This is a genomic window from Streptomyces sp. NPDC029151 (genome assembly GCF_055564315.1).
On the sequence record NZ_JBVHWQ010000004.1, the window covers coordinates 539,846 to 563,644 of the forward strand.

The window sequence follows — 23,799 nt, forward strand, 5'->3', positions numbered from 1 at the left end:
GGTTTCATGCGCATTGTCATCGCTGGTGGTCATGGTCAGATCGCGCTGCGGCTGGAGCGGCTGCTCTCCGCGCGCGGGGACGAGGTCGCGGGGATCATCCGCACACTCGAACAGGGCGACGATCTGCGGGCGGCGGGCGCCGAACCGGTCCTGCTCGACCTGGAGTCCGCCTCGGTGGAGGAGGTCGCGGCGCATCTGCAGGGCGCGGACGCGGCGGTCTTCGCGGCCGGTGCGGGCCCGGGCAGCGGCGCGACCCGCAAGGACACGGTGGACAGGGGCGCCGCGGTGCTGTTCGCGGACGCGGCCGTACGCGCGCGTGTGCGGCGTTTTCTGGTGGTGTCCTCGATGGGTGCGGATCCCGCGCACCAGGGGGACGACGTCTTCGACGTGTACCTGCGTGCGAAGGGCGAGGCCGACGCGTACGTCACCCGGCAGGAGACGCTCGACTGGACGATCCTGCGCCCGGGCTCGCTGACGGACGAGGCGGGCACCGGTCTGGTCAGGCTGGAGGCGCACACGGGGCGCGGCCCGGTTCCCCGGGACGACGTGGCGGCCGTCCTCGCGGAGCTGGTGGACACCCCGGCGACGGCCGGTCTCACCCTGGAGCTGATCAGCGGCTCGACGCCGGTGTCGGTCGCGGTGAAGTCGGTCGCCGGGAACTGAGGCCGGCTGCCGGTCGGCGACCCGACGACGAGCCGTGGGCCCGCGCGGGGAACCGACCGGCCGTCAGAACCGAGGAGCCTGCGGACGACCCGTCGGAGTGCGGACCCGAACACCCCGAACACTCCGTCAGGGCCCGTCAGGCGTCAGAACAGCGGCAGCTGTCCGGGAAAGTCCGGCACGGCGTACCCGTCCAACGACGGCTGGACCGCGCCGAGTTGCGCGGGCTGCCGCGACCCGGCGCACGAGACGAGGTCCCCGCTCCCCCGCGACCCGGGCGGATCGTGCCGCGCGAAGCGGCCCGCCACGACGGCGATCTCGCGGCGGCACACGGGACAGGTTCTGCGTCGGGAGGACATGCCGTCAGTGTGCCCGGAACGCGCCGTCCGCGCGCCTCCGCGCGCGGGCGAGGCGGCGGATGCACGGGCAGGCGGCGGATGCGCGCGGAAGCGGCGCAGGAGTCAGGTCCTGGTCTCCGCCTCCCACCGGTCGGGCCCGACTCCGCGCCAGTCGATCAGCGGCGAGTCGGCCACTTCCTCCGGTTCGATCTCCAGCCCCGCCCGGCGCAGGAACTCCACCAGGTCCCGCACGTTGTGCGCGAGGCCCAGGATCTCGCCGTCCACCCGCACCCGGCGACCGCCGGTCGGGGACGGCAGGTGCACGATGATGGGACGTTTCCCGGCCATGGCTCCAGCATCATCCGGACCGCCCGGGACCGCACCCGGGCCGGTCATTCGACAATTCCCAGCGCGGTGTCCGGCCGGCACAGCGGGCATGCGGGGACACCTCCCTCGGTGAGGGCCCGTACCGCCTGCTCCCGGCCGACGCCCTTCGCGCGTCCGCCGGCGCCCGTACAGCCGCCGACGTGGACGTACACCGCGCTGCGGCCGTTCAGACCGTGCTCGACGGCCCATTCCGGAGCGTTCCGCCGGGCGGCGAGGCGGCGCTGCCGCTCGGCTTCCCGGCGTTCCTCGTCGGCGATCCACCGGTCCATCAGGGCGAGCTGCCTGGCGGCCTGGTGTTCGACGACGCGGCGCGCGAAACGCAGCATGTCGAGACGCGTCAGCGGACGGTCCTCGTTCACACGTTCGATTCTAGTGATGTCGGAGGCGTGAGCGCGACCAGGACCGCCCGGCCAGGGCACGGACGCGTTCGGCCGGGACCCGGGCACGACGGCCGGGACCGGGGCACGACGGCCGGGACCGGGGCACGACGGCCGGGACCGGGGCACGACAACGACAAAGGCCCCGTGATCTGCTCTCGCAGATCACGGGGCCTTTGCTCCCGTGTGGCGGCGCCAGGATTCGAACCTGGGAAGGCTGAGCCGGCAGATTTACAGTCTGCTCCCTTTGGCCGCTCGGGCACACCGCCGGGTAGTGCTGCCGTTCTCGAACCCCGCTTTTCGGCGGTGTTCCCCGGCAACGACGTAAACAATACCCGATGCACAGGGGTGCTCCGCCACCCGGTTGATCTCCGCCCCCGGACGCGGAGGGTGGCTAGGCTGGTGCGGATGCGGCCCGGTGCGGCCCGGGCCCGGCGGTCGCCGCCGCGCACGCCGCACGCACCCGACCGGCACCCCGACAACACCCGATACAAGGAGCCACAGGACATGGCCGACTCCAGTTTCGACATCGTCTCGAAGGTCGAGCGGCAGGAGGTCGACAACGCCCTCAACCAGGCCGCCAAGGAGATCTCGCAGCGCTACGACTTCAAGGGCGTGGGGGCCTCGATCTCGTGGTCCGGTGAGAAGATCCTCATGGAGGCGAACTCCGAGGACCGGGTGAAGGCCGTCCTCGACGTCTTCCAGTCCAAGCTCATCAAGCGCGGCATCTCGCTGAAGGCGCTGGACGCGGGCGAGCCGCAGCTCTCCGGCAAGGAGTACAAGATCTTCGCGTCGATCGAGGAGGGCATCTCCCAGGAGAACGCGAAGAAGGTGGCGAAGATCATCCGCGATGAGGGCCCGAAGGGCGTGAAGGCCCAGGTGCAGGGTGACGAACTGCGCGTCAGCTCCAAGAGCCGCGACGACCTGCAGGCCGTGATCGCCCTCCTGAAGGGCAAGGACTTCGACTTCGCGCTGCAGTTCGTGAACTACAGGTGAGCCTGGGAAGGGCGGGCACCCGGTGGTGCCCGCCCTTCGTGCTGCCGTGACCGCGCGCTCAGTCGCGTGAGTTGCCGAACAGGATCCGGTAGACGATCAGCAGCACCAGGGCGCCGCCGACGGCCGCGGCCCAGGTGGCGCCGTCGTAGAAGTGCCTGCTGACCGGGTGGTCGAGCCAGCGGGCCGATATCCAGCCCCCGACGAACGCGCCCGCGATGCCGATGAGGGTCGTACCGACGAAGCCGCCGGGGTCGCGTCCCGGCAGCAGGACCTTGGCGATGGCTCCGGCCAGCAGGCCCAGGATGATCCAGCCGATGATGCTCATACCGTGAACCTGCCCTTCCGCGCCGTGTCCGCACGGCCGGATCCAAGGGTGTGCGCTGCGGATCCGCCGGCGTCGCGCGCGTGTGCGTGCCGTGTCGTCGAAGAGGACGTCACGGGGACGCCCGCCGGTTGCCGCCGTCAGTAGGGTGCGGCGCATGACACGTACCGATGACGGTCTGCGCCGCACTCTGGGCGTATGGGACGCCGTGGTCGTCGGCCTGGGCTCGATGGTCGGCGCGGGCGTCTTCTCCGCGCTGGGGCCGGCCGCGCGGGCGGCCGGTTCGGGGCTGCTGGCGGGGCTCGCCGTCGCCGCCGTGGTGGCCTACTGCAACGCCGTGTCCTCGGCCCGGCTCGCCGCCCGCTATCCGGCCTCCGGCGGGACGTACGTGTACGGCAGGGAGCGGCTGGGCGCCTTCTGGGGGTATCTGGCCGGCTGGGCGTTCGTGGTCGGCAAGACGGCCTCCTGCGCGGCCATGGCACTCACCGTGGGCGCGTACGTGTGGCCGGGGCAGGCGCACGCGGTGGCGGTCGCGGCCGTGGTGGCGCTGACCGCGGTGAACTACGGCGGGATCCAGAAGTCGGCCTGGCTGACGCGGGCGGTCGTGGCGGTCGTCCTCGCGGTACTCGCGGCCGTGGTCGTGGTGTGCCTGGCCTCCGGGCGGGCCGCCGCGGGGCGGCTGGACATCGGGCTGTCGTCGGGGGCCGGCGGCGTGCTCCAGGCGGCCGGTCTGCTGTTCTTCGCGTTCGCCGGGTACGCGCGGATCGCCACCCTCGGGGAGGAGGTGCGCGATCCGGCGCGCACGATCCCGCGGGCGGTCCCGCTGGCCCTGGGGATCGCCCTGGTGGTGTACGCGTGCGTGGCCGTCGCGGTGCTCGCCGTGCTGGGCGCGGGACGCCTGGGGCACACGGCGGCGCCGCTGGCCGACGCGGTGCGGGCGGCCGGGGCGCCGGGGCTCGTGCCCGTGGTGCGGCTGGGGGCCGCGGTGGCCGCGCTGGGCTCGCTGCTCGCGCTGATCCTCGGGGTGTCCCGTACGACGCTCGCCATGGCCCGGGACGGGTATCTGCCGGGCGCGCTGGCGGCCGTGCACCCGCGGTTCCGGGTGCCGCACCGGGCGGAACTCGCCGTGGGCGCGGTGGTCGCCGTGCCGGCCGCCACGGTGGACCTGCGCGGCGCGATCGGCTTCTCGTCCTTCGGTGTGCTCGCCTACTACGCCGTCGCCAACGCCTCGGCCTGGACCCTCGGAACGGCCGCACGCGCGCGTGTGGTGCCCGCGGTGGGCCTGCTGGGCTGCACCACGCTGGCGTTCGCGCTGCCCGCCGCCTCGGTGGCGGTGGGCGCCGGCGTGCTCGCGGTGGGCGTGGCGGCGTACGGCGTGCGCCGGTGGTGGGCGGCGCGGCGCGAGGTGTGAGGCGCCGGCACGGCGTACGGCGTCGGTGGGCGGCTCGGCGTACGGCGGGCTGCCTGCGAGTGCGCCGGTGGGCTCAGCGGGTCGCGAAGGGCTCGTCGGTGGGGACGATCTCGCGGCCCAGCGGCAGCAGGGAAACCGGTATCAGCTTGAAGTTGGCGATGCCGAACGGGATGCCGATGACCGTGACGCACAGGGCGATGCCGGTGACGATGTGCGCGAGCGCCAGCCACCAGCCGGCCAGGAGCAGCCACAGGACGTTGCCCACGCAGGAGGGGCCGCCCGCGTCGCGGCGCTCGACCGTGGTGTAGCCGAAGGGCCAGAGGGCGTAGAGGCCGATGCGGAAGGCGGCGATCCCGAAGGGGATGCCGATGACCGTGATGCACAGCAGCACGCCGGCCAGCAGATAGCCGAGGAACAGCCACAGGCCGCTCAGGACGAGCCAGATGACGTTCAGGATGGTCTTCACGGGCGTCCTGCCATCTTCTCCAGGCGGGCGATGCGCTCCGCCATCGGCGGGTGGGTGGAGAACATCTTGGACAGTCCCTGGCCCGGGCGGAAGGGATTGGCGATCATCATGTGGCTCGCCGTCTCGATCCGGGGCTCGGGGGGCAGCGGAAGTTGCTTGGTGCCCGTCTCCAGCTTGCGCAGGGCACTGGCGAGGGCGAGCGGGTCGCCGGTGAGCTGGGCGCCGGAGGCGTCCGCCTCGTACTCCCGGGACCGGCTGATGGCCAGCTGGATCAGGGAGGCGGCGAGCGGACCGAGGATCATGATCAGCAGCATGCCGACCAGACCGGGACCGTCGTCGTCGTCCGAGCGGCCGACCGGGATCAGCCAGGCGAAGTTCACCAGGAACATGATCACGGAGGCGAGCGCGCCGGCGACCGAGGAGATCAGGATGTCCCGGTTGTAGACGTGACTCAGTTCGTGGCCGATGACGCCGCGCAGCTCCCGCTCGTCCAGCAGGCGCAGGATGCCGTCCGTGCAGCACACGGCCGCGTTGCGCGGGTTGCGGCCCGTGGCGAAGGCGTTGGGGGCCTCCGTCGGCGAGATGTACAGCCGGGGCATGGGCTGGCGGGCCTGCGTGGACAGCTCCCGCACCATCCGGTACAGCGCCGGGGCCTCGAACTCGCTGACCGGGCGGGCCCGCATCGCGCGGAGCGCCAGCTTGTCGCTGTTCCAGTACGCGTACGCGTTCGTGCCCAGGGCGACCAGGACCGCGACGACCAGTCCCGTGCGGCCGAAGAAGCCGCCGATGACGATGATGAGTGCGGACAGCCCCCCGAGGAGTACGGCGGTCCTGAGCCCGTTGTGCCGGCGGTGCACGGTGCGCCCTCCAAGTCGTACAGCTGGGGAACACTCTGATCCAGTGGACCCTCCCGCTTCCGACAACGTCAGGCGGCGGTCCGGAGTTCCCCGGTGTGTGCGGCGGCACGGATCGGCCGTACGGGTGACGTGCGGGTTCGGCCTCACGCGCGCGTGGCGGCACGAGTGCCCCGCACGCGCGTGGCGACGCGTCAGAACAGTCCGGTGGCCGCGAAACGGAGGACCAGCTGCGGTGCGCCGGACAGGACGACGCCGAGGACGCCGGTGACGGCGAGGGCGGCCGTGACAGGCGCCGGCACGCGGTGCCTGACGGGCTCGCCCTCGGAGGCGCGGAACAGCAGGGCCGTCCACTGCAGGTAGTAGAACAGGGCGATCACGACGTTGAGGGCCATGACGACGGCGAGCCAGCCGAGGCCCGCGTCGACGGCCGCCGAGAACACGGTGACCTTCGCGAACAGCCCGACGACACCCGGCGGCAGCCCGGCCAGGCAGAGCAGGAAGAAGGCCAGCAGGAGCGCGCTGAGCGGGTTGGTGGCGTACAGGCCCCGGTAGTCGCTGACCCGGTTCAGGGTGCGGCCGCGGCCCACCAGGGCGGCCACGGCGAAGGCGCCGAGGTTCACGGCGGCGTACATCAGGGCGTACGCGACCGTGGAGCCGATCGTCTTCTGGGCGTCCTTGGTGTACCCGGCGGCGGCGATCGGCACCAGCAGGTACCCGGCCTGGCCGACGGAGGACCAGGCGAGCAGCCGTACGGCGCTGTACGCGCGCGTGGCCTGCTGGCGCAGGGCGGCGACGTTGCCGACGGTCATGGTGAGCGCGGCCAGCACGGCGAGCGCGGGCCCCCACACGTCGGCGTAGGAGGGGAACGCGACGACGGTGACGAGGATGAGGCCGGAGAAGCCGACCGCCTTGCCGACGACGGACAGGTAGGCGGCGACCGGCAGGGGCGCGCCCACGTAGGTGTCGGGAACCCAGAAGTGGAACGGCACGGCGGCCGTCTTGAAGGCGAAGCCGACGAGGGTGAGGACGACGCCGGCCTGGGCCAGGGTGTGCAGCCGGCCGTCGACGTGCGCGAGGCGCTGGGCGACCAGGGTGAGGTGGAGGGTGCCGGTGGAGGCGTACACGAAGCTGATGCCCATCAGGCTGACCGCGGTGGCGGTGACCGAGGACAGGAAGAACTTCAGGGCGGCCTCGGAGGAGCGCTTGTCGCCGTGCCGGATGCCGACGAGGGCGAACGCCGGCAGGGAGGCGACCTCCAGGGCGACGATCAGGGTGGCCAGGTCGCGTGAGGCGGGCAGCAGGGCGGCACCGGCCGCCGAGGACAGCAGCAGGAACCAGAATTCGCCTGCCGGGACGCGCCGTCGCTCGTCGTCCAGGTGGGTGACGGACAGCAGGGCCGCGAGCAGGGCGCCGCCGAGGACCAGGAACTGGATGACGAGGGTGAAGTGGTCGGCGGTGTAGCTGCACGCGCGCGTGCCGCCGGTCAGGCAGAAGGTGCTGCGGTCGCCGTCCAGGAGCGGCAGGAGCAGCAGGACGGAGGCGGCGAGTCCCGCGACCGAGACCCAGCCGAGCAGGGCCTTGCGGGACTCCGGCACGAACAGGTCGGCGACGAGGACGGCGAGCGCCACGACGGCCGTGAGGGTGGGCGGGGCGATCGCGAGCCAGTCGACGGACTGGACCAGCGACTCGGCAAGCGGCTGGGCGCTCATCGGGTGCCTCCTGCGAGGAGCTGCTGCACGGCCGGGTCGGTCAGGCCGAGCAGGGCCTTCGGCCACAGTCCGGCGAGGACGGTGAGGGTGACGAGCGGGGTCCAGGCGGCGAACTCGTACCCGTGGACGTCGGCGAGTTCCGGCACCTCGCGTCCGGGGCCGCCCATGCAGACGCGGCGGACCACGATCAGCATGTACGCGGCCGTCAGGAGGGTGCCGAACGCGCCGATCGCCATGAAGGTGAGGAACGCGGGGCGGCTGAGGCCGGCGGCGGGCCGGAACGAGCCGAACAGGGCCAGCATCTCGCCCCAGAACCCGGCGAGTCCGGGAAGGCCGAGGGAGGCGACGGCGCCGAAGGCGAGCAGCCCGCCGAGGCGCGGGGCCCTGCCGTACAGCGCGGCGCCGGTCTTCTCGGCGAGGGTGTCCAGGTCGGTGGTGCCGGTACGGTCCTTCACCGCGCCGACCAGGAAGAACAGCAGGCCGGTGATGAGACCGTGGGCGATGTTGGCGAACAGGGCGCCGTTCACGCCGGTCGGGGTCGCGCTGGCGATGCCGAGCAGGACGAAGCCCATGTGGCCGACGGAGGAGTAGGCGATCAGCCGCTTGAGGTCGCCCTTCGCACCCCGCTTGGCCAGGGCCAGGCAGGCCAGGGAACCGTAGATGATCCCGACGACGGCGAGCGCGGCGAGGTACGGCGCGAACGTGTGGAAGCCGTCCGGCGCCACCGGCAGCAGGATCCGGACGAACCCGTACGTACCCATCTTCAGCAGCACGCCGGCCAACAGCACCGAACCGACGGTCGGCGCGGCGGTGTGGGCGTCGGGCAGCCAGCTGTGCAGCGGCCACATCGGCGTCTTCACGGCGAGCCCGAGCCCGATCGCCAGAACGGCGATGACCTGCACGGACAGGGTCAGGGACCGGCCGTTGTCAGTGGCGAGTGCCACCATGTCGAACGTGCCCGCCTTGATTCCGATCAGGAGCAGGCCGAGCAGCATCACCACGGAGCCGAGCAGCGTGAACAGGATGAACTTCCACGCGGCCCGGGTCCGGCCCTCGCCGCCCCAGCGGGCGATGAGGAAGTACATCGGGATGAGCACCATCTCGAACGCGAGGAAGAACAGCAGCAGGTCGAGGACGGCGAAGGACGCGAGGGTGCCGGACTCCAGCAGGAGCAGCAGGGCGACGAACGCCTTCGGGGACGGGCCCGACGGCGGCTTGAAGTAGGAGTGGAGCGCGCAGAGGAAGGTCAGCAGCGCGGTCAGGACCAGAAGGGGGAGGGAGATGCCGTCGGTGCCGAGGTGGATCCGCACGTCGAGTGCGGGGATCCAGCTGATGTCGGTCGTGGCCTGCATCTTCGACGGATGGTCGTGGTCGAAGCCGAGCGCGAGGACGATCGCGGCGACGAGGACCGCGCCGGTCACGGTCACGCCGTGCCGCAGCACGGCCTGTTCGGGGGACTTCCCCTTCAGTCCGGGCGGTGCCGGGAGGAGAGCGGCGGCGGCGCCGAGGAGCGGGCCGACGACGACGAATGCCAGAAGGAACTGCATCACGGACTCGTTGATATCGATCACGCCTGCTCACGCTCCCGTGGCGACGAGGAGGACGGCGACCGCCAGGACGACGGTGCCGGCGAGCAGCGCGCTCACATAGGTCTGCACATTGCCGGTCTGGGCGCGCCGTACGGCGGCCCCGAGCAGCCGGGGCAGAGCGGCGGCGCCGTGTACGTAGGTGTCGACGACCTCGCGGTCGAGGAACCGGACGAGACGCGCCCCGGCCTGCACCGGGCGGACGAACAGCGCCGTGTACACGGCGTCCAGGTGGAAGCCGGCGGCAGCGGGCCGGCGCAGCGGGCCGAGCAGCAGCCGTGACGGGTCCGCCGGATCGGGGGCGTAGGCGATGTCGCCGTAGGCCGGTTCGTGGGTGGCGATGGCCTCGGCCTCGACCAGGCCGGCGTCCTCCTCCGGGTGGGCGGCGACCGCGCCCAGCGGGACCCGGGTGGCGAGCCGGGTGGTCCGCTGCCAGGCGCCGTAGGTGATCAGCCCGCCGACCAGGGCGAGGCCCGTGCCGAGGATGGAGGTGAGCAGGGTCGGGGTGAGGGCGCGGCCGTCGAACCAGTCGGGCAGCGCGCGGTAGGTGAGCGCGCCGAAAGCCAGGGACGGGACGGCCAGGACCCACAGCACCACGGTCATCGCCGGCGGCTGGCGTCCGTGATCGGGGGCCTCGGCGCCCTGGCCGCGGAAGGCCAGCAGCCACAGCCGGGTGGCGTACGCGGCGGTGAGCAGCGCGGTGAGCAGACCGGCGACGAGGACGATCCAGCCGGCGGCGCCCGGGGCGTGCTCGGTGTGGCCGGCGGTGACGTGCTCGGCGGCGCCGAGGACGGACTCCTTGGAGAAGAAGCCGCTGAAGGGCGGGATCGCGGCGAGCGCGAGCAGCGCCACGGTCATCGTCCAGTAGGCGTCCGGGATCCGGTCGCGCAGGCCGTGCATGCGGGACATGGCGGCCAGCGAGTTGGTGCCGGCGGCGTGGATGATCACGCCGGCCGCGAGGAACAGCAGCGCCTTGAAGGCGCCGTGCGAGAGGAGGTGGAAGACGGCGGCACCGCGGTCGCCGACGGCGAGGGCGCCGGTCATGTAGCCGAGCTGGCCGACCGTCGAGTAGGCGAGGACGCGCTTGATGTCGTCCTGGGCGAGCGCGGCGAGACCGGAGCCGGTCATCGTCACGGCGGCCATGACGGCCAGGACCACCATCGCGGCCTGGGAGGACTCGAAGAGCGGGAGGAGACGGGCGATGAAGTAGACACCGGCGGCGACCATCGTCGCGGCGTGGATCAGCGCCGACACGGGCGTCGGGCCCGCCATCGCGTCCGGGAGCCAGGTGTGCAGCGGGAACTGTGCCGACTTGCCCGCGACACCGGCGAGCAGCAGCAGCGCGATCAGCGTGGGATGGCCGATGTCCCCGGTCGCGACGGCGCCGAGGACGCGGGTGATCCGGAACGACCCGGCGTCGCCGGCCAGCGCGAACAGGCCGATGAGGAAGGGCACGTCGCCGAGCTTGGTGACCAGGAAGGCCTTCAGGGAGGCGGCGCGGGCCTCGGGGGTCTCCCAGTAGTGGCCGACCAGGAAGTAGGAGCAGATGCCCATGACCTCCCAGCCGACGAGCAGCACGATCAGGTCGCCGGAGTAGACGACCAGGAGCATCGCGGAGGTGAAGAGGGAGACGAGCGCGGCGTACGAGGGGTAGCGGGGGTCGTCGCGCAGGTAGCCGGTGGAGTAGATCTGCACGCAGGCCGCGACGAAGGCGACCAGGACGGCGACGAGCGCGGCGAAGCCGTCGATGTGCAGGGCCAGCTCCACGGGGACGGACCCGGTGGGCGTCAGCTCGGTGTGGGCGTCGACGGCCGCGTCACCGCCCTGCCGTGCGGCGACCAGCGCGGCCAGCACCAGGGAGGCCAGCGGCGGCAGCACGGCGAGGGGGCGGACGAACCCGGGCGCGGCGCGGCCGAGCAGCAGGCCGGCCGCGGCGCCCAGGAACGGCAGGAGGGGGACGAGGACGGCGAGGGTGGTGGTGGTCACGCGGGGGCCTCAGCCTTCTCGGCCGCGGAGGTGCCGGGGCCCTCGGTGTCCGGGCCCGCGGTCTCGGGGCCTTCGGCGGTGTCGCGGAGCTTGTCGATGTCGGAGGTGCCGCGGTTGCGGTGGACGGCGAGCACGATCGCGAGGCCGATGCCGATCTCGGCGGCGGCGATGGCGATGGTGAACAGGGTCAGGGCCTGGCCGGAGTGCAGGGTCTCCTTCGCGGTGCGGCTGAGCCAGACGTCGAAGGCGACCAGGTTGAGGTTGACGGCGTTGAGCATCAGCTCGACCGACATCAGGACCAGGATCGCGTTGCGGCGGGCGAGGACGCCGTACAGGCCGGTGCAGAAGAGGAGGGCGGAGAGTACGGCGGGATAGGCGAGGTGCATCAGCGGACGCCTTCCTTCCCGGGGGCCGCGGGTGCGGCGGCCTCGTCCGCCCGGGCCTTGCGGGACAGCACGATCGCTCCGACCAGCGCGGCGAGGAGCAGCACGGACAGCGCCTCGAAGGGCAGCACCCAGTGCCGGAACAGGCTCGCGCCGGTGACCGCGGTGGTGCCGGCGGCCGGGCCGTCCAGGTCGAGCCAGGTGGTCCGGAAGGCGTCGGTGACCACCCACACCAGGGCGACCGCCGCGGCGACCGCGACGGCCAGGGCGGCCCAGCGGTTGCCGGAGTCGGCGTCCGGGGAGCGGCCGATGGGCGCCTTGGTGAGCATCAGACCGAACAGGAGGAGGACGACGACGGAACCGACGTAGATCAGGACCTGGACCCAGGCGATGAACTCGGCCGTGAGCAGCAGGTACTCCACGGCGAGGCCGCCGAGTGCGACCACCAGCCAGAGGGCGGCGTGCACCAGCTGCCGGGTGGTGACGGTGATCACCGCGGCGCCGAGGGTGACCAGGCCGACGAGGAGGAACGCGATCTCGACGCCGGTCGGGGACAGGAAGCCGTGCGTGGCCTGGGCGAGCGTCATGACGTCTCCTCCCCCGGTTCCGCCTGCGCGGCGGCCAGCTTCTCGGCTGTCTTGCGGGCGGCGGCGATCTCCTTTGGCTCCTCCGCGCCGGGGTCCAGGGCGGGCGGGGCCGGCACGGTCCACATCCACTCGCGGAGCTTGTCCCGCTCGTGGGTGAGGTCGCGGATGTCGGTCTCGGCGTACTCGAACTCCGGGGACCAGAACAGGGCGTCGAAAGGACAGACCTCGATGCAGATACCGCAGTACATGCACAGCGAGAAGTCGATCGCGAACCGGTCGAGGACGTTGCGGCTGCGCTCCCGGCCGCCGGGGGCGGCGGGCGGCACCGTCTCCTTGTGGGAGTCGATGTAGATGCACCAGTCCGGGCACTCGCGGGCGCACAGCATGCAGACCGTGCAGTTCTCCTCGAACAGGCCGATCACGCCGCGGGTGCGGGGCGGCAGCTCGGGGAGGGCGTCCGGGTACTGCTCGGTGACGTGCTTCCTCGTCATCGTGCGCAGGGTGACGGCCAGGCCCTTGGCGAGGCCGCTGCCGGGAAACCGGGGACGGGAGGGCGGGGACGGGTGGGGACGGGAACTCGGGTCGGGACGGGAGGGCGGGGACGGCACAGCCATGGCTAGCTGATCACCACCTTGACGATGCCGGTGAGGGCGATCTGGGCGAGGGAGAGGGGGACGAGGAGGGTCCAGGACAACTTCTGGAGCTGGTCCTCGCGCAGCCGCGGGTAGGTCACGCGGAGCCAGATGACCAGGAAGGCGAGGACCGCGGTCTTCAGCAGGGTCCAGACCCAGCCGAGACCGTCGGCGCCCCAGGGGCCGTGCCAGCCGCCCAGGAAGAGGACGGTGGTCAGGCCGCACAGGACCACGATGCCCGCGTACTCGGCGAGCAGGAACAGGGCGAAGCGCAGGCCGGTGTACTCGGTGTACGCGCCGAAGATGATCTCCGAGTCGGCGACCGGCATGTCGAACGGCGGGCGCTGCAGCTCGGCGAGTCCGGCGACGAAGAAGACGACCGCGCCGACGATCTGCCAGGGCACCCACCACCAGTGGAAGGAGTGCAGGATGCCGGGCAGGGAGACCGTGCCCGCGGCCATCGCGACGCTGGCCGCGGCCAGCAGCATCGGCAGTTCGTAGGCGAGCAGCTGAGCGGCCGTACGCAGGCCGCCGAGCAGGGAGAACTTGTTGGCGCTGGCCCAGCCGGCCATCAGCGAGCCGAGGACGCCCACGCCCATCACCGCGAGCACGAAGAACACGCCGGCGTCCAGGACCTGGCCGACGGCACCCTCGCTCGGGCCGATGGGGATGGCGAGCAGGACGAGGAGGTACGGCAGCAGGGCCACGGCAGGGGCGAGCTGGAAGACACGGCGGTCGGCACCGGCCGGGACCACGTCCTCCTTCTGCGCGAACTTCACACCGTCGGCGATGAGCTGCGCCCAGCCGTGGAAGCCGCCCGCGTACATCGGGCCGAGGCGGCCCTGCATGTGGGCCATCACCTTGTGCTCGGTCTGGCCCACGATCAGCGGGAAGGTGAGGAAGACGACGAAGACGACGAGGAGTCGCAGGGCGACGTCCAGCGCGCCGTTCACTGCGGGCCTCCTGCGGGGTCGTCGGGGGTGCCGGGGGTGCGGGGGTCGTCGGGGGTGCCGGGGTCCCGGGAGCCGTCGGGGGCGCCGGACGCTTCGCGCGCATCGGAGACCTCGGGGCCGTCAGAGACCTCGGGGGTGCCGGGAGCCTTGGGGCCGCCTGGGGTGCCGTCCTGGTTCGGTCCGGGGGTCCGGTCGGGCTCGGCGGCGGGCTTGCGTGGCTCCGGTTCGGGGGTCTCGGGCTCCTCGAAGGCCGGGCGGGCGTGGTGCCACGGGGCGTCCGAGCTGCGCGGGGGCGTGCTCCGGCGGGCGGGTTCGGCCGGGGCCTGGTCCGCCGACGCGGGCCGCTGCGAGGCCGAGCCCTCCGAGGCGCTGCGCGCCCGGCGGGGCCGGGCGGGCGTGGGCGCCGGGCCGGGCTCGTGGGCGACCGAGGCCTCGGCGGCCGGCCCCTGCACGGGGCCCTCCGCGGCCGCCCGGGTGGCGTCTCCCTCGGTCGCGGCCTGCTTGCGCGTCGCCGCGTCCTCGGCGTCCCCGCCGTCTCCGGCGTCCCCGGTGCCCTGGGCCCGCACGACCTGCTGGCTCACCGAGCCCTCGCTCGCAGTCCGCGTCCGCCGCGGCCGGGCACCAGCACCAGCGGCGGCACCAGCACCAGCACCAGCACCAGCACCAGCACCAGCACCAGCACCAGCACCAGCACCAGCAGCCTCGTCCGGCTGGCCCGCCGGGGCGACCTGGCTGGCCGAGCCCTCCGAGGCCGAACGGGTCCGCCGGGCCGGACGCTCGCCCGCCGCGCGGGCCGGACGCTCGCCCGCCGCGCGGCCCGCCGCCGCCCTGGCCGGGCGGGCCGGAGCAGGGGGGAGCTGGCCCTTCAGGGGGCCCCACTCGTTGGGGTCGGGTACGCCCGGCGGCAGCATCTGGCGCCGCTTCGGCCCGCCGTGCTCGGACTCCCCGGGTTCCTTGGCGCCGGGCCAGGCCTTGGCGACGCGGGCGGCCAGGACGAAGTCCTTGCGGAGCGGGTGGCCCTCGAAGGTCTCCGGGAGGAGCAGGTGCTCCAGGCCCGGGTGGCCTTCGAAGACGACGCCGAACATCTCGTGGGTCTCGCGCTCGTGCCACCCGGCACCCGCGTAGACGCCCACGGCCGAGGGCAGGGCGGGGGCGTCGTGCGGGACCGTCGTACGGACGAGGAGACGGCGGACCGGGTTCAGGGCGACGACGTGCGCGGAGACCCGGAAGCCGGTGCCCGGTTCGTCGACCGCGCTCAGCCAGTCGAAGTAGGTGCAGGACAGGGTCGTACGGGCCGTCTCCAGGGCGGTGAGCCAGGAGGACGGCGGTACGTCCACGGTCAGGAGGTCGTAAGACTCCTCGGCCGTGGCGTCCGGGCCGAAGAGTTCCTCGGCGGGGGCGGGCAGCCAGCCGGCGGCCGTGCTCATCGTTCCTCCCCCTCACCGGCCGGCGCGGGAGGCTTCACCAGGCCGCTCTGCAGTGCGGCAGCCGACGGCCGGGCGGGCTCGTTGCCGTACCGCTCCCCCAGCGACTCGCGGGCGATCTTCTCCTGGAGCTTGAGGATGCCCTGGAGCAGCGCCTCGGGCCGGGGCGGGCAGCCGGGGACGTAGACGTCGACCGGGATGATCTGGTCGACGCCCTTCGTCACCGAGTAGGAGTCCCAGTAGGGGCCGCCGCAGTTGGAGCAGGCGCCGAAGGAGATGACGTACTTCGGCTCGGGCATCTGCTCGTACAGGCGCTTGACGGCCGGGGCCATCTTGTCCGTGACCGTGCCCGACACCACCATCAGGTCGGCCTGGCGGGGGCCCGGGGCGAACGGGATCACGCCGAGCCGGATGAAGTCGTGGCGGGCCATCGACGCGGCGATGAACTCGATCGCGCAGCAGGCGAGGCCGAAGTTGAAGACCCAGAGCGAGTATCGGCGGCCCCAGTTCAGGACGACCTTCATCGGCTCGGGAGCGAGGCGGGCGAGCGCGCCCAGCCGCTTCGGTTCCGGCAGGTACACGGGCTCGGGGGACTCGGAGGCCACGGGAATCCCGGAGGTCGAGGGGTTCACGTCCATGCCAGGACGCCCTTCTTGTATGCGTACAGCAGGCCCACGGTGAGGAAGCCGAGGAAGATGAACATCTCCACGAGGGTCGTCGCGCCGTAGCCGGGGGCGGCGAAGACCGTCGCCCAGGGAAACAGGAAGATCGAGTCCACCGCGAAGATCACGTAGAGGAAGGCGTAGACGTAGTAGCGGACCTGGGTGTGCGCCCAGCCCTCGCCGACGGGGTCGACGCCGCACTCGTAGGTCAGCAGTTTCTCCGGTGTCGGCACCACCGGACGCAGCAGGCGGCCCGCGCCGAAGGCGACCGCGACGAACAGCACGCCGATGACGGCGAGCAGTCCGACCACCGAGTAGGACCGGAAGTAGCCGCCCGCGACGACGTGCGCCGCGGCGAACGACGAGTCCCCCAACGTCTCCCGCACCGTCCGTCCCTCGCTCCCTGACCTCGTGACCTTAGTGAACTCTGTGATGCAACGTGATTCGAGGATGTGTACGCACGGGAGTCTAGGCCCTGATAAAGAACCGGTAAGCAGCCCGTCACACCGTGGGACAGCCGGTACCGGTGACGGCGCCTGTGAGGGTGGGGTTTCCCCCCGGAGGCGGAGGGCGGCGTACCGCATGGCGTGAACGGGCCTCCGCACGGCACGCTGCTCAGCATGACCGCTCCCAGCCCCGCCGCCGACCGGCCGGACGACACCGACCGGCCCCCCGGCACCGGCCGGCCCGACCACCGCCCGCACAACGACAACGCAAAGCACGGCGACCGCGGCGACCACATGCACCCCAGTGACCACAGCGACCACAGCGACCACAGCGACCACAGCGACGGTACGGACCGCGCGGACCGCGCCGTCCCGTACGAGGGCCGCGCCACGCTGCACCGGCTGCCGTCGCCCCGCCCGGCCCTCGACGCGCACACGTGGAAGGAGATCGCGCATCTCCTGCTGAACCTGCCGGTGGCGGTGTTCGGGTTCGCGTACGCCTTCACCGTGCTGGTCGCCGGCGGCATCCTCAGCCTCACCGCGATCGGTCTCCCGCTGCTCGCGCTGTGCCTTCTGGGCGCCCGGCAGCTGGGCAAGCTGGAGCGGGCCCGGGCGCGCAGGCTGCTGGGGGTGCGGGTGGAGGAGCCGTCACCGCTGCCGCTCGCGAAGGGCGGGGGCCCGGTGCAGCGGCTGTGGATGGCGCTGAAGGACCCGGTGGGCTGGCGGACCCTGCTGTACGACGCGATCCGGCTGCCGTGGGGTGTCCTGACCTTCTGCATCATGATGGCCTCGCTGTTCGTGCTGTGGCCGGTGCTGCCGTACCTCGCGCGGGGCATGGCGAACGTGGACCGGGCGATGGTGCGCGGGCTGCTGTCGCCCTCGGACGAGCTGGAGCGGCGGATCGCCGAACTGGAGTCCGACCGCGGGATCGTGGTCGACACGGCGGCGGCGGATCTGCGCCGGATCGAGCGCGATCTGCACGACGGTGCCCAGGCACGGCTGGTCAACCTGGCCATGGGGCTCGGCCTGGCCAAGGAGAAGCTGCTGGAGGACCCCGACACGGCGGCGGCGATGGTCGACGAGGCGCACGGCGAGGTGAAGCTCGCCCTCCAGGAGCTGCGGGACCTCGCCCGCGGCATCCACCCGGCCGTGCTCACCGACCGCGGCCTGGACGCGGCCCTGTCCTCGGTCGCCTCCCGCTGCACGGTGCCGGTGGCGGTGACCGTGGACCTTCCGGCCCGGCCCGCGGAGGCCATCGAGGGCATCGCCTACTTCACCGTCTCCGAGCTGCTGCAGAACATCAGCAAGCACAGCGGGGCACGGACCGCCTCGGTCGACGTGTGGCGGTCCGACGACCGGCTGCTCATCCAGGTCCGGGACGACGGCCGGGGCGGCGCCCGGCTGGACGCGGGCAGCGGCATGCGGGGCCTGGCGGAGCGGCTGGGGGCGGTGGACGGCCTGTTCGCGCTCGACTCCCCGGCGGGCGGCCCGACCGTGGTCACCGCGGAGCTTCCGTGGCGGGACCGCACGGCCTGAGCCCCGCCCCGCCGGTCGCCCCGCCTTCCCAGTTGCCCCGCCCCCGGCCGAGTCCGCCTCACCCCGCCCCACCGCGCCGCTCCCGTGAGCGGGGGTGGGGGTGGGGAAAACCCCCCGCTCAAGACGCCGACGGACTCCATGTCGCACAGCGGCGCGGCGGACCACCCTGGACGTACGGCCCGACGAGGCGGACGTCCCGACGTACCGCCGTACGGCTGAACCGCCACCAGGACGAGCAGAACGGAACACCACCGATGGTCACGGAGTACGGACAGGGCTACGCCCACCGGAGCGAGCGGCACCACCGGCTGCCCCCCGTGCTGCGGGCGCCCGTCGAGGCGCGCAGCTGGCGCGAGTTCGGCTACGTGCTGCTCGGCCTGCCGGTCGCGGCCGTGCTGTTCGCCTGGACGGTGACGACGGTCGCGCTCGGCGCGGGCCTGCTGGTGACCTTCCTCGGCATCCCGGTGCTGGCGGCGGCCCTCGCCGGCTGCCGGGGCTTCGGGGTGCTGGAGCGGGCGCGGGCGCGCGGACTGCTCGGCCTGGAGGTGGCCGACCCGGAGCCGCTGCGGATGCGCAAGCCGGGCGCGGCGGCCTGGATGGGCGCGATGCTCAAGAGCGGTGCCTCCTGGCGGCACGCGCTGTACGCGCTGGTCCATTTCCCGTGGGCGGTGTTCTCGTTCTCGGTCGCGGTGAGCTTCTGGTCCTACGGCTGGGGGCTGCTGAGCTATCCGCTGTGGTTCTGGGTGTTCCCGGCGTACGCAGGGACGGGCGGCATCCAGCTGTACGGCGACGCCCACCACAGCGTCTACGTCGACAACCCCTTCGAGATCGCCGTGACCGCGCTGATCGGCCTGCTGTTCACGCTGGCCACGCCGTGGCTCGTACGGGCCCTGACCACCGTGGACGGGCTGCTGGTACGCGGGCTGCTCGGGCCGTCGCCGCTGTCGGCGCGGGTGGTGGAGCTGGAGTCGGACCGGGGCGCCGTGGTCGACACGGCCGCCGCCGACCTGCGGCGCATCGAGCGCGACCTGCACGACGGGGCGCAGGCACGGCTGGTCGGTCTGGCGATGGACCTGGGGCTGGCCAAGGAGAAGCTGCGGGAGGACCCGGACACGGCGGCGGCGATGGTGGAGGAGGCGCACGGCGAGGTGAAGCTGGCCCTCCAGGAGCTGCGCGACCTGGCCCGGGGCATCCACCCGGCCGTCCTGACGGACCGGGGTCTGGACGCGGCCCTGTCGGCGGTCGCCTCCCGCTGCACGGTGCCGGTGCGGGTGGAGGTCGAGCTGCCGTCCCGGCCGGCGCCGGCCATCGAGGGCATCGCCTACTTCACCGTCTCCGAGCTGCTGCAGAACATCGGCAAGCACAGCCGGGCACGATCCGCCTCGGTCGACGTCTGGCACTCGGAGGACCGGCTGCTCATCCAGGTGAGCGACGACGGGGTGGGTGGCGCCGACGTCTCGCGCGGCTCCGGGCTGGCCGGTCTCGCCGCGCGCCTGGACGCGGTGGACGGCGTCCTGCTGGTGGACTCCCCGGTGGGCGGTCCCACCAGGGTGATCGCGGAACTGCCCTGGCGCGGCTGAACACCCCCGCGGCCTCGCGCCCGCTCCCCGTGGCCGTTCCCCCGGCCCCCTCCCCGGCACGACGGCGCCCGGCATCCGTTCCTGCCCCTGCCCTACGGAGGCCCCCGCCCCCCGCCCCCCGCACAACGACGGCCCCCCGCCTCCGCCCCACGCACAACAGTGGCCCCCGCCTCTCCCCAAGCACGACGCCACTCCCCCAGCCCCTCCCGGGCACAACGGACTCCCCCGGACCCGGCCCCTCCCGAGCCCAACGGCACTCCGCCGCCCCCCTCTCTCCCTCCCCGGCCACGACGGCGACCGCCGCTCTCCCCGCTCTCTCCCCCGGTACAGCGCGCCCCGGCGCGAAGCCTGGAATGCTGGTCCTCCGGAGAGCGGCGCGGACCGGCGTCGTCACGGGGAACGGGCTGTGGGGGAACGGACGATCGTGGAGGACAGGGTGCGGGTGGTCATCGCCGAGGATTCAGTGCTGCTCCGGGAGGGCCTGACCCGGCTGCTGACCGACCGGGGGCACGAGGTCGTCGCCGGGGTCGGTGACGCGGACGCGCTGGTGAAGACCGTCTCGGACCTGGCCGAGCTGGGCGAGCTGCCGGACGTGGTGGTGGCGGACGTGCGGATGCCGCCGACCCACACCGACGAGGGCGTCCGGGCGGCCGTGCTGCTGCGCCGGCTGCACCCCGGGCTCGGGGTGCTGGTGCTGTCGCAGTACGTGGAGGAGCGCTACGCCACCGAGCTGCTGGCCGGTTCCAGCCGGGGCGTCGGTTATCTGCTCAAGGACCGGGTCGCGGACGTGCGGGAGTTCGTGGACGCGGTGGTGCGGGTGGCCGAGGGCGGTACGGCGCTGGACCCGGAGGTGGTCGCGCAGCTGCTCGGCCGCAGCCGCAAGCAGGACGTGCTGACGGGGCTGACCCCCCGGGAGCGCGAGGTGCTCGGACTGATGGCGGAGGGGCGGACCAACTCGGCGATCGCCCGGCAGCTGGTGGTCAGCGACGGCGCCGTGGAGAAGCACGTCAGCAACATCTTCCTCAAGCTCGGGCTGACGCCGAGCGACGGTGACCACCGTCGGGTTCTGGCCGTTCTCACCTACCTGAACTCCTGAGAGGCGCACGGGAACGCGTGAGGCGGCCCCCGGGGCGGGGAGCCGGGCGTATCCGGAGGGCAGGCCGGAAGGCCCCCTGCGGGAGGAGGGGCGCCCCCGGGCCGGGGTCCGGAACCGGCCCGGGCGGGAGACCGGGACAGACCGGGCGGGAGGTCGAAAAGCCCCGTAGGGGACGGGGGCGGTCCCGGGCGGCAGCCGGACGAGAGAACGTGAGAACGCGCGGGGAGCGCCTTGACCGGCGCCGCGGCGATGCGGGACATGATGTGAAGCCAGCGCCACAGGCCGTCTCGAATTCGTCCAATCCACGGATGACCACGGGAAGGCGACCCTAACCGACGTAGGGTTGATCCTGGGATGGTCCGTGGGACGACCAGGCCCCGGACAGCCGCCTCGAAGGAGGTCCAGTTCAGTGACCAGCCAGGTCAGCAGCCCAGCGGAGCAGACCGACGGAACCGTCGTGGGAGAGCAGCGCAAACCGGGCGGCGCGAAGGACGTGCGGCGCCTGGACCGGGTGATCATCCGGTTCGCGGGGGACTCGGGTGACGGCATGCAGCTCACCGGTGACCGGTTCACCTCGGAGACCGCCTCGTTCGGCAACGACCTCTCCACCCTGCCGAACTTCCCCGCCGAGATCCGCGCCCCCGCCGGCACCCTGCCGGGTGTCTCGTCCTTCCAGTTGCACTTCGCCGACCACGACATCCTCACCCCCGGTGACGCGCCCAACGTCCTCGTCGCCATGAACCCCGCCGCCCTGAAGGCCAACATCGGCGACCTGCCCCGCGGCGCCGAGATCATCGTCAACACCGACGAGTTCACCAAGCGCGCCCTGCAGAAGGTCGGGTACGACGCCTCCCCGCTGGAGGACGGCTCGCTCGACGGCTACAGCCTCCATCCGGTGCCGCTGACCACGCTCACCGTGGAGGCGCTGAAGGAGTTCGACCTGTCCCGCAAGGAGGCCGAGCGCAGCAAGAACATGTTCGCGCTGGGTCTGCTGAGCTGGATGTACCACCGGCCCACCGAGGGCACCGAGAAGTTCCTGAAGTCGAAGTTCGCGAAGAAGCCGGAGATCGCGGAGGCCAACATCGCCGCGTTCCGGGCGGGCTGGAACTTCGGCGAGACGACGGAGGACTTCGCGGTCTCCTACGAGGTCGCGCCGGCCTCCACGGCCTTCCCGGTGGGCACCTACCGCAACATCTCCGGCAACCTCGCCCTGGCCTACGGCCTGATCACCGCGTCCCGCCAGGCGGACCTGCCGCTGTTCCTGGGGTCGTACCCGATCACGCCGGCCTCGGACATCCTGCACGAGCTGAGCCGGCACAAGAACTTCGGCGTGCGCACCTTCCAGGCCGAGGACGAGATCGCGGGCATCGGCGCGGCTCTCGGCGCGGCGTTCGGCGGGTCGCTCGCGGTGACCACGACGAGCGGACCCGGTGTCGCCCTGAAGAGCGAGACGATCGGCCTCGCGGTCTCGCTGGAACTGCCCCTGCTGGTGGTGGACATCCAGCGCGGCGGCCCGTCGACGGGTCTGCCGACCAAGACCGAGCAGGCCGACCTGCTGCAGGCGATGTACGGCCGCAACGGCGAGGCCCCCGTGCCGGTGGTCGCGCCGAGGACCCCGGCCGACTGCTTCGACGCGGCGCTGGAGGCGGCGCGGATCGCGCTCACGTACCGCACGCCGGTGATGCTGCTGTCGGACGGCTATCTGGCCAACGGCTCCGAGCCGTGGCGCATCCCGGACCTGGAGGAGCTGCCCGATCTGCGGGTGCGGTTCGCCTCCGGCCCGAACCACACGCTCGCGGACGGCACCGAGGTGTTCTGGCCGTACAAGCGGGACCCCCAGACCCTGGCCCGCCCGTGGGCGGTCCCCGGCACCCCGGGCCTGGAGCACCGCATCGGCGGCATCGAGAAGCAGGACGGCACGGGCAACATCTCCTACGACCCGGCCAACCACGACTTCATGGTCCGCACCCGGCAGGCCAAGGTCGACGGCATCGACGTCCCCGACGTGGAGGTCGACGACCCGCACGGCGCGTCGACCCTGGTCCTCGGCTGGGGTTCCACCTACGGGCCGATCACGGCGGCGGTACGGCGGCTGCGCACGGCCGGCGAGTCGATCGCCCAGGTGCACCTGCGCCATCTCAACCCCTTCCCGCGCAACCTCGGCACGGTGCTGAAGGGCTACGACAAGGTGGTGATCCCCGAGATGAACCTGGGGCAGCTCGCCACCCTCATCCGAGCGAAGTACCTGGTCGACGCCCACTCGTACAACCAGGTCAACGGCATGCCGTTCAAGGCGGAACAGCTCGCCGCGGCGCTGAAGGAGGCCATCGATGACTGACGCCGGCAACGCGCTGCTGCAGCTGGTCCCCAAGGCCGAGGCCAGACAGTCGATGAAGGACTTCAAGTCGGACCAGGAGGTGCGCTGGTGCCCGGGCTGCGGTGACTACGCGATCCTCGCGGCCGTGCAGGGCTTCATGCCGGAGCTGGGCCTCGCCCGGGAGAACATCGTGTTCGTCTCCGGCATCGGCTGCTCGTCCCGCTTCCCGTACTACCTGAACACCTACGGGATGCACTCCATCCACGGCCGCGCCCCCGCCATCGCGACGGGCCTGGCCTCCTCCCGCCGCGACCTGAGCGTGTGGGTCGTCACCGGTGACGGCGACGCGCTGTCCATCGGCGGCAACCATCTGATCCACGCGCTGCGCCGCAACGTCAACCTGAAGATCCTGCTGTTCAACAACCGGATCTACGGCCTCACCAAGGGCCAGTACTCGCCCACCTCCGAGGTCGGCAAGATCACCAAGTCGACGCCGATGGGCTCGCTGGACGCGCCGTTCAACCCGGTGTCGCTGGCGATCGGCGCGGAGGCGTCCTTCGTGGCCCGCACGATCGACTCCGACCGCAAGCACCTGACCGAGGTGCTGCGCGCCGCCGCCGACCACCCGGGCACGGCGCTGATCGAGATCTACCAGAACTGCAACATCTTCAACGACGGCGCCTTCGACGCCCTGAAGGACAAGCAACGGGCGGAGGAGGCGCTGATCCGGCTGGAGCACGGGCAGCCGATCCGCTTCGGCGCCGACGGGACGAGAGGGGTCGTCCGCGACCGGCAGACCGGTGACCTGCGGGTGGTGACGGTGACCCCGGAGAACGAGGCGGACGTCCTGGTGCACGACGCCCGCGCCGCGTCGCCGACCACGGCCTTCGCCCTGTCCCGGCTGGCCGACCCGGACACCCTGCACCACACCCCGATCGGAGTGTTCCGCTCCGTCGAACGGCCGGTGTACGACGCCCTGATGGCCGAGCAGCTCGACACCGCGATCGAACAGCGCGGCAAGGGCGACCTGGCCGCGCTGCTGGCCGGCGGGGACACCTGGACGGTCGTCGGCTAGCGGGGCCCGTGCG

At 72.6% G+C, this 23,799-nt stretch carries 24 protein-coding genes and 1 tRNA gene; 8 read left to right on the forward strand and 17 right to left on the reverse strand.

Translation table 11 applies throughout. The features are described from left to right. Positions 1 to 6: 6 nt before the first annotated feature. Complete coding sequence (locus tag ACZ4VF_RS18995; RefSeq protein WP_467927151.1) at positions 7 to 663, forward strand: SDR family oxidoreductase; 657 nt, start codon at positions 7 to 9, stop codon at positions 661 to 663. 143 nt (positions 664 to 806) lie between these two features. On the opposite strand, the gene ACZ4VF_RS19000 is transcribed toward ACZ4VF_RS18995, so the two are convergent. The 4 genes from ACZ4VF_RS19000 to ACZ4VF_RS19015 form a co-directional block, all read right to left on the reverse strand. Next, positions 807 to 1,019: a hypothetical protein gene (locus ACZ4VF_RS19000; protein ID WP_467927153.1), complete on the reverse strand. Its 213-nt coding sequence runs from the start codon at positions 1,017 to 1,019 to the stop codon at positions 807 to 809. A gap of 102 nt (positions 1,020 to 1,121) precedes the next feature. Further along, positions 1,122 to 1,346, reverse strand: coding sequence for a hypothetical protein (locus tag ACZ4VF_RS19005; RefSeq protein ID WP_030641125.1), 225 nt, complete (start codon positions 1,344 to 1,346; stop codon positions 1,122 to 1,124). Between the two features lie 44 nt (positions 1,347 to 1,390). Continuing rightward, positions 1,391 to 1,744, reverse strand: coding sequence for a DUF6233 domain-containing protein (locus ACZ4VF_RS19010; RefSeq protein ID WP_467927154.1), 354 nt, complete (start codon positions 1,742 to 1,744; stop codon positions 1,391 to 1,393). A gap of 205 nt (positions 1,745 to 1,949) precedes the next feature. After that, positions 1,950 to 2,031, reverse strand: a tRNA-Tyr gene (locus tag ACZ4VF_RS19015). A gap of 238 nt (positions 2,032 to 2,269) precedes the next feature. Between ACZ4VF_RS19015 and ACZ4VF_RS19020 the strand changes: the two genes are divergently transcribed. Continuing rightward, entirely contained in the window at positions 2,270 to 2,758 is a 489-nt protein-coding gene (locus tag ACZ4VF_RS19020) for a YajQ family cyclic di-GMP-binding protein (protein ID WP_030174428.1), read from the forward strand. 58 nt (positions 2,759 to 2,816) lie between these two features. Here the strand turns inward: ACZ4VF_RS19020 and ACZ4VF_RS19025 are convergent, their stop codons facing one another. Next, positions 2,817 to 3,083 (reverse strand): GlsB/YeaQ/YmgE family stress response membrane protein, encoded by a 267-nt coding sequence (locus tag ACZ4VF_RS19025; protein ID WP_467927155.1) that lies wholly within the window; start codon positions 3,081 to 3,083, stop codon positions 2,817 to 2,819. 154 nt (positions 3,084 to 3,237) lie between these two features. On the opposite strand from ACZ4VF_RS19025, the gene ACZ4VF_RS19030 reads away from it, so the two are divergent. Beyond that, positions 3,238 to 4,491 (forward strand): APC family permease, encoded by a 1,254-nt coding sequence (locus ACZ4VF_RS19030; protein WP_467927156.1) that lies wholly within the window; start codon positions 3,238 to 3,240, stop codon positions 4,489 to 4,491. A 73-nt stretch (positions 4,492 to 4,564) separates the two neighbouring features. Here ACZ4VF_RS19030 and ACZ4VF_RS19035 read toward each other — a convergent pair whose 3' ends face one another. The 12 genes from ACZ4VF_RS19035 to ACZ4VF_RS19090 form a co-directional block, all read right to left on the reverse strand. Further along, on the reverse strand, positions 4,565 to 4,957 hold the full coding sequence (locus ACZ4VF_RS19035) for a YccF domain-containing protein (protein WP_467927158.1): 393 nt from the start codon (positions 4,955 to 4,957) through the stop codon (positions 4,565 to 4,567). Next, entirely contained in the window at positions 4,954 to 5,814 is an 861-nt protein-coding gene (gene htpX, locus ACZ4VF_RS19040) for a zinc metalloprotease HtpX (RefSeq protein WP_467927159.1), read from the reverse strand. Before htpX ends, ACZ4VF_RS19035 begins: the two co-directional genes overlap by 4 nt. A gap of 191 nt (positions 5,815 to 6,005) precedes the next feature. Then, complete coding sequence (locus ACZ4VF_RS19045; protein WP_467927160.1) at positions 6,006 to 7,523, reverse strand: NADH-quinone oxidoreductase subunit N; 1,518 nt, start codon at positions 7,521 to 7,523, stop codon at positions 6,006 to 6,008. Next, complete coding sequence (locus ACZ4VF_RS19050; RefSeq protein WP_467927162.1) at positions 7,520 to 9,094, reverse strand: NADH-quinone oxidoreductase subunit M; 1,575 nt, start codon at positions 9,092 to 9,094, stop codon at positions 7,520 to 7,522. Before ACZ4VF_RS19050 ends, ACZ4VF_RS19045 begins: the two co-directional genes overlap by 4 nt. A 6-nt stretch (positions 9,095 to 9,100) precedes the next feature. Further along, positions 9,101 to 11,095, reverse strand: coding sequence for an NADH-quinone oxidoreductase subunit 5 family protein (locus ACZ4VF_RS19055; RefSeq protein WP_467927163.1), 1,995 nt, complete (start codon positions 11,093 to 11,095; stop codon positions 9,101 to 9,103). Beyond that, entirely contained in the window at positions 11,092 to 11,481 is a 390-nt protein-coding gene (gene nuoK, locus ACZ4VF_RS19060; RefSeq protein WP_467927164.1) for an NADH-quinone oxidoreductase subunit NuoK, read from the reverse strand. Before nuoK ends, ACZ4VF_RS19055 begins: the two co-directional genes overlap by 4 nt. Further along, entirely contained in the window at positions 11,481 to 12,065 is a 585-nt protein-coding gene (locus ACZ4VF_RS19065) for an NADH-quinone oxidoreductase subunit J family protein (protein ID WP_467927166.1), read from the reverse strand. Before ACZ4VF_RS19065 ends, nuoK begins: the two co-directional genes overlap by 1 nt. Next, positions 12,062 to 12,556 carry a 4Fe-4S binding protein gene (locus ACZ4VF_RS19070; protein ID WP_467927379.1) on the reverse strand — a complete coding sequence of 165 codons (495 nt, stop codon included), beginning with the start codon at positions 12,554 to 12,556 and terminating at the stop codon, positions 12,062 to 12,064. Before ACZ4VF_RS19070 ends, ACZ4VF_RS19065 begins: the two co-directional genes overlap by 4 nt. A gap of 125 nt (positions 12,557 to 12,681) precedes the next feature. Next, positions 12,682 to 13,650, reverse strand: coding sequence for a complex I subunit 1/NuoH family protein (locus ACZ4VF_RS19075; protein WP_356147257.1), 969 nt, complete (start codon positions 13,648 to 13,650; stop codon positions 12,682 to 12,684). Beyond that, positions 13,647 to 15,077: an NADH-quinone oxidoreductase subunit C gene (locus ACZ4VF_RS19080; protein WP_467927167.1), complete on the reverse strand. Its 1,431-nt coding sequence runs from the start codon at positions 15,075 to 15,077 to the stop codon at positions 13,647 to 13,649. Before ACZ4VF_RS19080 ends, ACZ4VF_RS19075 begins: the two co-directional genes overlap by 4 nt. Then, positions 15,074 to 15,712, reverse strand: coding sequence for an NADH-quinone oxidoreductase subunit B (locus ACZ4VF_RS19085; protein WP_467927169.1), 639 nt, complete (start codon positions 15,710 to 15,712; stop codon positions 15,074 to 15,076). The genes ACZ4VF_RS19080 and ACZ4VF_RS19085 overlap by 4 nt, the downstream gene beginning before the upstream one ends. Further along, positions 15,703 to 16,122 carry an NADH-quinone oxidoreductase subunit A gene (locus tag ACZ4VF_RS19090; RefSeq protein WP_467927170.1) on the reverse strand — a complete coding sequence of 140 codons (420 nt, stop codon included), beginning with the start codon at positions 16,120 to 16,122 and terminating at the stop codon, positions 15,703 to 15,705. Before ACZ4VF_RS19090 ends, ACZ4VF_RS19085 begins: the two co-directional genes overlap by 10 nt. Before the next feature lie 201 nt (positions 16,123 to 16,323). Between ACZ4VF_RS19090 and ACZ4VF_RS19095 the strand changes: the two genes are divergently transcribed. The 5 genes from ACZ4VF_RS19095 (at position 16,324) to ACZ4VF_RS19115 (ending at position 23,786) form a co-directional block, all read left to right on the forward strand. Then, positions 16,324 to 17,718 (forward strand): sensor histidine kinase, encoded by a 1,395-nt coding sequence (locus ACZ4VF_RS19095; protein ID WP_467927171.1) that lies wholly within the window; start codon positions 16,324 to 16,326, stop codon positions 17,716 to 17,718. 254 nt (positions 17,719 to 17,972) lie between these two features. Then, a complete protein-coding gene (locus ACZ4VF_RS19100; RefSeq protein ID WP_467927173.1) occupies positions 17,973 to 19,298 on the forward strand; it encodes a sensor histidine kinase in 1,326 nt (441 codons plus the stop codon). A 436-nt stretch (positions 19,299 to 19,734) separates the two neighbouring features. Next, complete coding sequence (locus tag ACZ4VF_RS19105; RefSeq protein WP_305809435.1) at positions 19,735 to 20,394, forward strand: response regulator transcription factor; 660 nt, start codon at positions 19,735 to 19,737, stop codon at positions 20,392 to 20,394. Between the two features lie 409 nt (positions 20,395 to 20,803). Further along, positions 20,804 to 22,732, forward strand: coding sequence for a 2-oxoacid:acceptor oxidoreductase subunit alpha (locus tag ACZ4VF_RS19110; protein WP_467927174.1), 1,929 nt, complete (start codon positions 20,804 to 20,806; stop codon positions 22,730 to 22,732). After that, positions 22,725 to 23,786, forward strand: coding sequence for a 2-oxoacid:ferredoxin oxidoreductase subunit beta (locus ACZ4VF_RS19115; RefSeq protein WP_467927176.1), 1,062 nt, complete (start codon positions 22,725 to 22,727; stop codon positions 23,784 to 23,786). Before ACZ4VF_RS19110 ends, ACZ4VF_RS19115 begins: the two co-directional genes overlap by 8 nt. Positions 23,787 to 23,799: the final 13 nt, after the last annotated feature.